Source organism: Salipiger sp. (assembly GCF_059781815.1).
The window spans coordinates 1-9778 of sequence record NZ_JBYNAH010000089.1; the positions used below are offsets into that span (position 1 = coordinate 1).

The window sequence follows — 9778 nt, forward strand, 5'->3', positions numbered from 1 at the left end:
TCCTGCTGGGCGGTCTCTACGCCCTCTTCGCCGCCGGTCTCAGCCTCGTCTTCGGCATCATGCGGCTGGTCAACCTCGCCCATGGCGATCTCATCGTGCTTGCCGCCTTCCTGATCCTCGTGGCGGTGACGGCGCTGGGGCTGCACCCGTTCCTCGCGGTTCTGGTCGCGGCGCCTGTCATGTTCGCCATCGGCTGGGCGCTGCAGACCTTCGTGCTCAACCGGGTGCTCGGAGACGACATCCTGCCGCCGCTTCTGGTCACTTTCGGGCTCTCGGTGGTGATCCAGAACGGCCTTCTGGAGGGCTTCACCGCCGACAGCCAGAAGCTGGCCGCCGGGCCGGTCGAGGCCGCCTCGCTGGCGCTCGGGCCGGTGACCGTGGGGGTGATGCCGCTGCTCACGCTGATCTCGGCGGTGCTGGTGATCCTCGGGCTCAACCAGCTGTTCTACCGCACCGCACTCGGCCGCGCCTTCCGCGCCACCTCGGACGACGCGGTGACCGCGGGGCTGATGGGCATCCGCCCAGAGCGGGTCTTTGCCATCGCCACCGGCATCGCGCTGGTGGTGGCGACAATCGCCGCGCTCTATCTCGGCATCCGCGCCAATTTCGACCCCACCATCGGCCCCGCCCGGCTGCTCTATGCCTTCGAGGCGGTGATCATCGGCGGGCTCGGCAGCCTCTGGGGCACGCTTGCGGGCGGCATCCTGATCGGCGTCGCGCAGGCGCTGGGGGCGGCGGTCAACCCGGAATGGCAGATCCTCGCTGGACACGTGGCCTTTGTCGCGATCCTGCTGGTCCGCCCGCGCGGCCTGTTCCCGCGCGCCCATGCCTGAGGAGGAGAGCATGACCAAGACCAACGCAACCCGCGCCATCCTCGCCCTTGGAGTCGTCGCCCTGTTCCTGGTGCCGGTGCTCGGCAGCCGCGCCATGGTGCAGGACCTGTTCATGGTGCTGACCATGCTGGTGCTGGCGCTGAACTGGAACATGCTGGCGGGCTTCGCCGGGCTTGTCTCGGTCGGTCAGCAGGCCTTTGTCGGCGTCGGCGCCTACGCCATGTTCGGCGCGGTGATCCTGCTTGGCGTCGACCCGCTCTGGGGCGTGCTTCTGGGCGGGCTGGCGGCGCTGGCCCTGTCGGTGCCGATCGCCATCTTCACCTTCCGCCTGAACGGCGCCTATTTCGCCATCGGCACCTGGGTCTCGGCCGAGATCGTGCGGCTGAGCCTGGCGCAATGGCAGGCGCTTGGCGGCGGCACCGGCACCTCGCTGCCCAAGGGCACCACCAAGGAAATGATGCTGGTGCCGCAGATCAAGGAGCTGCTTGGCGGCAGCTCCTCGGCGGCGGCGGACGCGCTGACCTACTGGCTGGCGCTGATCCTCGCGCTGGTGACGCTGGGCGCCGGCTACACCTTCCTGCGCTCGCGCATGGGGCTCGGACTGCAGGCGATCCGCGACAATGCCGAGGCCGCGCGCTCGGTCGGGGTCGATCCGCTGCGGCTGAAGGCGCTGGTATTCCTGCTCACCGCCTTCGGCACCGGGCTCTGCGGCGCGCTGCTGTTCATCCAGATCACCCGGGTCACCCCGGAGGCCGCCTTCTCGGTGGTCGACTGGACCGCCTTCGTGATCTTCATCACGGTGATCGGCGGCATCGGCACCCTGCCGGGGCCGATCGTGGGCGTGGTGGTGTTCTATGCCCTGCAACGGCTGCTGTCTGATTATGGTACCGTCTACCTGATCGTCCTCGGCCTGATCGGCATCGCCATCATGCTGTTCGCCCGGCGCGGCCTCTGGGGGCTGTTCACCGACCGCACCGGCATCGAGCTTCTGCCGCTGCGCCAGACCCCGCCACGCGCGGCACGCAGTGCCGCGGCCTCCGACAAGCCCGCCCTGCAGGCGCATCATTCCTGATCACGAAAGGATCCTGACATGACACAGTATTTCACCGAAGACGGCTCGGTCGAGGCGGTCAACGCACGGATGCGCGGCGAGGTCCCGCCGCGGCTTGCAGAGGTCATGGCCTGCCTCGTCAAGCACCTGCATGCCTTTGCCAAGGAAACCGAACTGACGCAGGAGGAGTGGGATCTCGGCATCGAGTTCCTGACCAAGACCGGCCAGATCTGCTCGGACGAGCGGCAGGAGTTCATTCTGCTGTCGGACGTGCTGGGCTTCTCGATGCTGGTCGATGCGATCAACAACCGCCGCCCGATGGGCGCCACCGAAAACACCGTCTTCGGACCGTTCCACGTCGCCGATGCGCCGATCCGCGAGATGGGCGCCAATATCAGCCTCGACGGCAAGGGCGAGCGCTGCTTCTACGAGGGCCGGGTGATCGACATTCACGGCGAGCCCATCGAAGGCGCCTGCGTCGATGTCTGGTCGGACAACTCCGACGGCTATTACGACGTGCAGCAGCCGGGCATCCAGCCGAAGTGGAACAACCGCGGACGCTTCATCACCGGCAGCGACGGCAAGTACAGCTTTTACGGCATCAAGCCGGTGAGCTATCCGATCCCCGATGACGGCCCGGTGGGCAAGATGCTGCGCGCGATGGGCCGCCACCCCTACCGCCCGGCCCACATGCACTACATGGTCACCGCACCGGGCCACCAGCGCATCGTGACCCACACCTTCGTGGGCGACGATCCCTACATCACCGACGATGCGGTGTTCGGGGTGAAGCAGACGCTCGTGGCTCCCTTCGAGCACGTGAATGACGGCGACACGATCTGGCGGTCTCCCTTCGACTTCGTGATGGTGCCTGTGCCGGCGATGGCGAGCACCGAAGCCGAACCTGCCGAGTGATGCCGTCCGGCGGCGCCGGCCCGGGCCGGCGTCGTCCCCCCTTCTGCAAGGCCCCCTGTTCAGGAAAGACCCCATGCCCAACGTGAAGATCTTCGTCGACCGCCGCCTGCCGGAACGGGCCGCGCTTGCCGCGCTGCTGCCGCCACTGCGCGACCTGCTCTGCGACACGCTCTCGGTGCCGGTCGCGGCCTGCCAGATCGCGCTTGTCGAGGTCGAGGGGCTGCCCGACCAGCCGCTGATCAATGCCGAGCTTCAGGTCCTGCCGACGCCCGAGCGCACCCGCGAGATGCTCACCGGGGTCGGCGGCAAGGTGCGCGCGCTCTTTGCCGAGGAAACCGACGCCCACATCGCCGTGCGCATCACCCAGCTCGACCCGGAGACCTATGTCGCGCTGAAGTGACGCCGCGCGCTTCAATTCCCTGCCGCATCTGCGCTATCACCCTGTCGGGGCTGCGGGAGGCGGAAGCATGACGGACGACACGGCGCAGGAATGCGTCTGGGAGGTGGACGGGCTGCGCCTTGCCGGGCTGGCCTGGGGGCCGGAGGACGGCACCCCGGTACTCGCCCTGCACGGCTGGATGGATCATGCCGCCAGCTTCCAGGAGCTGGCGCCGCTGCTCACCGGCTGCCGCGTGGTGGCGCTGGACCTGAGCGGGCAGGGGCTCAGCGCGCATCGCGCCGCGCACGCGACCTACAACATCTGGGATGACCTGCCGCAGATCGCCGAGCTGCTCGACCGGCTGGGTTGGCGGGACTACGTCCTGCTCGGCCATTCGCGCGGGGCCAATATCTCGGGGCTTTTTGCCGCCGCGCAGCCCGGCCGGGTGCGGGCGCTGATCGCGCTCGACTCGCTGGTGCCCGAGCCCGATCCCGACGAGACCATCGTCACGACCCTGCAGGCCTTCATCGAGCAGACCCGCAAGCAGAAGGCCCGGCCGCCGCGCCTGTTTGACTCGCCCGAGGCCTATGTCTCGCGGCGGGCCGCGCAGGGCAATTCCCGGGCCACGTCCGAGGCGCTGGCGGGCCGGGCGCTCGAGCCCCATCCCGAGGGCGTGCGGATGCGCGGCGATCCGCGGCTCTTTGCGCGTTCGGCGGTGAAGCTGAAGCAGGCCGACGTGGAAGAGGTGCTGCAAGCGCTGCGCTGCCCGGTGCTGAACGTCTGGGCCACCGAGGGGATCAAGGCCCGGCGCCCGGTGGTGGCGGCGCTGGCGGAACGGGCCGAAGCTTTGGTGGCCGATTATGAGACCATCGAAATCGCTGGCGACCACCATTTTCATCTCGACCCGGTCGCGGCACAGGCCATCGCCGGCGAGGTGCTGGGCTTTCTCGACCGCCACGGATGCCGCTGAGCCGGCCGGCGCCCTCGTGCCGCGGCGCGAGGGCCTCTCCGCGTTGCCGCTCTGCCGCGCGAACAGCAGAAACTTCGGATGAGCGCGGCGATACGGCAGATCTTTTCACGAGATCTGGTAGATAATCGGCAAGACGCGGCCGTATGACGGCCATCGGCCAGTAACGGAAAGAGATTTGCATGAGTGTCGCTCAGGACCAGTCGGATGTCGCCCTGCCGGCAGGCAGCGCCGAGCTGATGCCGCCGGAGGCGCTTGCGCGCTATGCCGCCTTCATGCGCCGTGAGGCTCCCAAGGTCGAAAGCGACTGGCTGCAGGTCGACATCTACAAGGCCCGTATCGAGCAGCTCGAGCCGAGCATGGTGGGCCGGCTGCACGAGCTTACGGTCAGCGTGTTCTGGCCGCACCGCGCCCCGGATATCGACCTCGTGGTGCGGCTCGGCAAGGGCTACGTGGCGCTCGACGAGATCGACCGCCCGCTGAGCTCGGCCATGGGGTTTCCCAGCGGTGACGATTTCGCGATGCTGGGCATGATGGTGACCACGCCGCGGCTTCAGGCGCAAGGCACCGGAAGCCGGCTGCTGCGCCGGGTGATGACCGATCAGGCCGGTCGCGACCTGCGGCTTTCGGCCACGCGCGAGGGCTACCGCCTGTATGAAAGCGCGGGCTTCACCCCGGTGGCACTGGTCTATCAGCATCAGGGCAAGGCCCGTGCCATCCGCCCGCCCGAGCCGCTTCCCGGCCTCACGGTGCGTCCGATGACCGAGGCCGACCTTCCTGCGATGCGCGCGCTCGACACCCACGCCTATGGTGCCCCGCGCACGGCGATTTTCGACGCGCTGCGCGCGGTCTCCGACATCGTGGTGGCCGAGCGCGGCGGTGAGATCGAAGGCTTTGCAATGGCGCGCCGGTTCGGCAAGGGCCGGGTGATCGGCCCGTTGATCGCCGAGCAGGACGGCGTGGCGATGCAGCTCGCGGCGCATTTCATCATGGCTCACGAGGGCGAGTTCCTGCGGATCGACACCATCGTCGAGAGCGAACGCTTCGAGGCTTTTGTCTCGGCGGCAGGGCTTGGCGTCTATGATACGGTCACCGACATGCGCTTCGGCCGGCTGCGCCGCGCCGAGAGCGGTCCGAAGACCTACGGCATGGCGATGCAGTCGCTGGGCTGACCGGTGCTGCGAGCGGCGGGCGTGCGGGTGCCGGGATGAGATCTGGCTGCGGGGCTCGCACCGCGCCTCGAACCAGCACTTCAGAGCGGAGATCGGGTTTCTGACCCAAATTCCGTTTGCCGAAATCGGGCGCGGATCAAAATCGCCTGCAGACTCGCGAAAGAAATATAGTATCGTTTTTCGACAGATTTATCCTTTTGGGAGAGTCGAATTATGGTGCCATATTTCAAGGCTTTGCGAACCGCGTGCCTCTCGGCAGTGATCCCCCTGGCGTTCGCAGGCGCCGCCTCTGCCCGGGAGAAGCCGCGCCTGATCCTGCAGATCACCGTGGATCAGTTGCGCGGCGATCTGCCGACACGGTACCTGGATCGGCTCGGGGAAGGCGGCTTTCGCTACCTGCTCGAAAGCGGGATTCACTATAACAACGCCCATCACACGCATGCGAATACCGAAACCATCGTCGGGCATACGACGCTCGCCACCGGTGCCACGCCTGCGGCGCATGGCATGGTTGGAAACCTCTGGTTCGACCGGGCCGAGGGGCGGACCGTCTACAATATCGAAGACCCGGACTATGCGATACTGACCCGCGGGGCAGACGTCGACGAGTCCACCGAGATCGACCCGACCCAGCGCGCCGCCAAGAACGACGGGCGCTCTCCGCGTACCATTCTGACATCGACTTTCGGGGATGAGCTGGCGGCGCTCACCCACGGGCGCGCAAAGGTGTTCGGCGTCTCGATCAAGGACCGCGGCGCGGTGTCGATGGCGGGGCATGCCGGCAAGGCATTCTGGTTCTCGAAATCGGTGGGGCAATTCGTGACCAGCAGCTACTACTACGACAGCTACCCCGGCTGGGTCGATGACTGGAACGCCAAGGGGCTGCCGCAGAGTTTCGGCGGTCAGGCCTGGGAGCTTTTGAACCCGATCGACACCTATCTGTTCGGCGAGAGCGATGATCAGGACTGGGAGCCGGATTTCGCCGGGTTCGGGCGCATTTTCCCGCATCCTCTGGGCGCGGCAGAGGACAAGTATTTCACCACCTTGCTGACCCTCAGCCCGCCGGGCGACGCAATCACGGCGGATTTTGCAAAGACCCTGATCGATGCAGAGGGGCTGGGCGATGACGATGTTACCGACTTTCTCGGCGTGAGTTTCTCGGTGACCGATTACGTCGGCCATTTCTACGGCCCCTCGAGCCTCGAGTCCGAAGACAATCTCTTGCAGCTCGATCGCACGCTGGCCGACCTCTTCGCCTTTGTCGATGCAGAGATCGGGCTCGACAAGACCCTGATCGTCCTGTCCTCGGATCACGGTGCGCCGGAGGCACCGGGATATCTTGCCTCGCTTGGTCTCCTGGGTGGCTACGTGACGCCCGACGCCTGGGATACCGCTCCGGCGGTGTCGCGCATCAAGGAGCGGTTCGGGATCACCGGAGACCTCTTCGAGGGCTATGATCACCCCTACCTTCTTCTCAGTGACGATGTCCGAAACAATCGCGAGATCGACAGGATCGCGCTCGAGACGGAGATCGCAAACGAGCTGGTTGCCTTCGAGGGTGTGGCCTACGCGGTTCCGAGTTCGCGGCTGCGCGAGGGGTCGGTCCCCGACAATGCGCTGATGCGGGCGGTGCTGAACAACTATCATCCCGACCGGTCCGGCGACATCTATGTCGTGTTCGAGCCCGAGTGGCTCATCAATGACATGGACGGGCTGTCGGTCACCGTCACCCATGGCTCGCCCTGGAGATACGACACCTATGTGCCAATCCTGTTCGCCGGCTTCGGGATCGCGCCGCAGATCGTGTCGCGGCGGGTCCACACCGTCGACGTCGCGCTGACGCTGGCGACGGTTGCCGGAACGCGCCCGCCCTCCGGGGCGGCGGGTGAGGTCTTGTTGGAGGTCGTCGGGCAATAGCGGTCGGCTTGGGCCGCTGAGCCTTCGGCTGCGCCCTTCTGTGGGAAAGCCTGCCCGCGCGACTGGCGGTCAACCTGCGCCGTGCCCGACCCGTCTTCGACCCGCGCGTCCCTATCCGTAGACCGCCCGGGGCATCGCGCCTGCGACGCAGGGTGCGATCCCGCTGGCCGCTGCAGTCTTGACGCAAGTCAACACCCGCCTCGCCGCTTCGCGCTATGGTGGAACAGTATCAGAGAGAGACAGAGTTGGAGGGGGGAGATGCTAAGGTATTCAGAAATAAGAGGTCTGTTGATCTGCGCAGTCTCGGGCCTGGCGCTCGCGGGGTCCTCCGCGATCGCTCAGGATCTCAGCGCCGACGAAGCGCGAGACATCGCCAGGGACGCTTATATCTTCGGCTATCCGCTGGTGGAGAATTACCGCATCCAGTACGCTTACAGCGTCGACACCGGCGGGGCTGAGTACAAAGGCCCGTTCAACAGCCTGGTGAATATCGCGCGTCTCTATACGCCGGAAGACACCGCTATTCAGACGCCGAATTCCGATACGCCCTATTCGATGCTCGGAGCGGACCTTCGAAAGGAACCGCTCGTTCTGACGGTGCCCGCGATTGACCAAGGGCGTTATTATTCCCTGCAATTCGTCGATGCCTACACGTTCAATTTCGACTATGTCGGAAGCCGCACCACGGGGAATGCCGGCGGAACCTACATGCTGGCCGGTCCGAGCTGGTCCGGCGAGACACCGGACGGCATCGACGAACTCATCCGAAGCGAGACCGACTTCAATTTCGTGATCTATCGAACCCAGCTCATGGGGCCGGACGATCTGGAAAATGTCAAAGCCATTCAGGCCGGGTACAAGGCAGAACCGCTGTCTGCCTTCCTCGGTCAGCCAGATCCCGGCGGGGCGGCGGCGGAGCTTCAGGCGCCGGACGTCGTGCCCTCCCGGGTCACGCTCGACCAGCCCGTGACACAGGCTCTGGAGCCGATTTCCCAGGACGAGGAGCGCACCGACCCGGCCTTCTTCGAGATCCTCGATCTGACGCTGAAATTCGGCCCGGTTCCGGAGGAAGAGACAGAGCTGCGCGCCCGGATGGCCAAACTCGGCATCGGCACCGAGACGGGCTTTGACGTGGAGAGCCTCTCGCCCGACATTCATAAGGCGGTTCAGGCCGGCATGGCGGATGCCTGGGCCGCGTATGACACCTTTGCCAGGGAGGAGATCGAAACCGGCAAGGTGACCTCTGCCGACATGTTCGGAACGCGCGAGAAGATCGCCGGCAACTGGATGTACCGGATGGCTGCGGTGGTGCTCGGGATCTACGGCAACTCGCCGGAAGAGGCCTTCTATCCGGCGCTGCGGGTCGATGCCGACGGCAACCCGATGTCAGGCGAACATGCGTATACGATCACCTTCCCGGAAGGCCAGTTGCCGCCGGTGAATGCCTTCTGGTCGGTCACGATGTATGATCTGCCGCGAAGCCTTCTGGTGGCAAATCCGATCGACCGCTACCTGATCAACTCCCCCATGCTGCCGGACCTGACGATGAACGACGACGGCTCGCTCACGCTCTACGTGCAGCACGAGTCGCCGGGAAAGGAGAAGGAGGCCAACTGGCTTCCGGCGCCGGCAGGCGATTTCTGGATGGCCATGCGCCTATATTGGCCCAAGGAGGCCGCTCTGGATGGAAGCTGGCAGGCGCCGGGCGCGGTGAAGGTGGAGTAGACACCGAATGTGCAGCAGGTCGCCCGGAGCGCTCGCTGCGCGCTCCGGGCGATCCTTGCCTCAGGACAGGCGATCCTTGAGGCCGAAATACATCCCCACCAGCGGCAGGAACCACGGCTTGCCCGAATGCAGGGGCACCTTGGGCCAGTCGAGGCCCTGAAGCGGGTTCGTGTCGGTGCGTCCCATTGCCATGTCCGCCAGAACCTGCCCCATCAGCGTCGCCATCTGCGCGCCGTGGCCGGAATAGCCCATGCCGTAGAGCATCCCGTCGGCCTCGCCGGCGCGGGGGAAGCGGTCCTTGGTCATGCCGACCATGCCGCCCCAGCAATAGTCGATTTCGACGCCCTTCAGCTGCGGGAAGATCTCGGCCAGTCCGGCACGCAGGACCTTGCCCGACTTGGCGTCCGAGCTCTGGTCCGAGCTGGCCGAGAACCGCGCGCGCCCGCCGAAGATCATCCGCTTGTCCGGCGACAGGCGGAAATAATTGCCGATATTCATCGAGGTGACATAGGTGCGGTTGCCCGGGAGCGTGGCCGCGATCTCGGCCTCGCTGAGCGGGCGGGTGGCGACGATGAACGAGCCGACCGAGATGATGCGTTTGCGGAAATAGCCCAGCGGCGCGTTTGCCACGCTGTTGGAATAGGCGTTGGTGGCGGCGATCACCCGGTCTGCGCGGATCGTGCCCCGGGGCGTCTCGATCAGCCAGCCGCCGTCTTCGCGCTTGCGCCCGATGACCGGGGTGTTCTCCCAGATCTTTGCGCCGTGCCGATGGGCCGCCTCGGCCAGACCGTTGACGTAGCGGCCCATGTGCATCATCGC

At 66.1% G+C, this 9778-nt stretch carries 9 protein-coding genes; 8 read left to right on the forward strand and 1 reads right to left on the reverse strand.

The features are described from left to right. The first annotated feature begins 2 nt into the window (after window positions 1-2). From AC6RA4_RS12065 to AC6RA4_RS12100, 8 genes are all read left to right on the forward strand, one after another. The gene (locus tag AC6RA4_RS12065; protein ID WP_500160587.1) at window positions 3-833 is read left to right on the forward strand and encodes a branched-chain amino acid ABC transporter permease; all 831 of its coding nucleotides are present in this window, start codon (window positions 3-5) and stop codon (window positions 831-833) included. 10 nt (window positions 834-843) lie between these two features. Beyond that, on the forward strand, window positions 844-1905 hold the full coding sequence (locus AC6RA4_RS12070; RefSeq protein WP_500160589.1) for a branched-chain amino acid ABC transporter permease: 1062 nt from the start codon (window positions 844-846) through the stop codon (window positions 1903-1905). Between the two features lie 18 nt (window positions 1906-1923). Beyond that, window positions 1924-2799 carry an intradiol ring-cleavage dioxygenase gene (locus AC6RA4_RS12075; RefSeq protein WP_500160591.1) on the forward strand — a complete coding sequence of 292 codons (876 nt, stop codon included), beginning with the start codon at window positions 1924-1926 and terminating at the stop codon, window positions 2797-2799. Window positions 2800-2872: 73 nt separating this feature from the next. Next, window positions 2873-3199: a hypothetical protein gene (locus AC6RA4_RS12080; protein ID WP_500160592.1), complete on the forward strand. Its 327-nt coding sequence runs from the start codon at window positions 2873-2875 to the stop codon at window positions 3197-3199. A gap of 67 nt (window positions 3200-3266) precedes the next feature. Further along, a complete protein-coding gene (locus tag AC6RA4_RS12085) occupies window positions 3267-4148 on the forward strand; it encodes an alpha/beta fold hydrolase (protein WP_500160594.1) in 882 nt (293 codons plus the stop codon). A 179-nt stretch (window positions 4149-4327) separates the two neighbouring features. Then, complete coding sequence (locus tag AC6RA4_RS12090) at window positions 4328-5317, forward strand: N-acetyltransferase (protein ID WP_500160596.1); 990 nt, start codon at window positions 4328-4330, stop codon at window positions 5315-5317. A gap of 213 nt (window positions 5318-5530) precedes the next feature. Continuing rightward, complete coding sequence (locus AC6RA4_RS12095; RefSeq protein ID WP_500160598.1) at window positions 5531-7234, forward strand: alkaline phosphatase family protein; 1704 nt, start codon at window positions 5531-5533, stop codon at window positions 7232-7234. Between the two features lie 288 nt (window positions 7235-7522). Continuing rightward, window positions 7523-8959 carry a DUF1254 domain-containing protein gene (locus AC6RA4_RS12100; RefSeq protein ID WP_500160599.1) on the forward strand — a complete coding sequence of 479 codons (1437 nt, stop codon included), beginning with the start codon at window positions 7523-7525 and terminating at the stop codon, window positions 8957-8959. A 60-nt stretch (window positions 8960-9019) separates the two neighbouring features. Here AC6RA4_RS12100 and AC6RA4_RS12105 read toward each other — a convergent pair. Then, window positions 9020-9778: NAD(P)/FAD-dependent oxidoreductase (locus tag AC6RA4_RS12105; RefSeq protein ID WP_500160601.1), on the reverse strand; the 759-nt coding region annotated here is incomplete at its 5' end.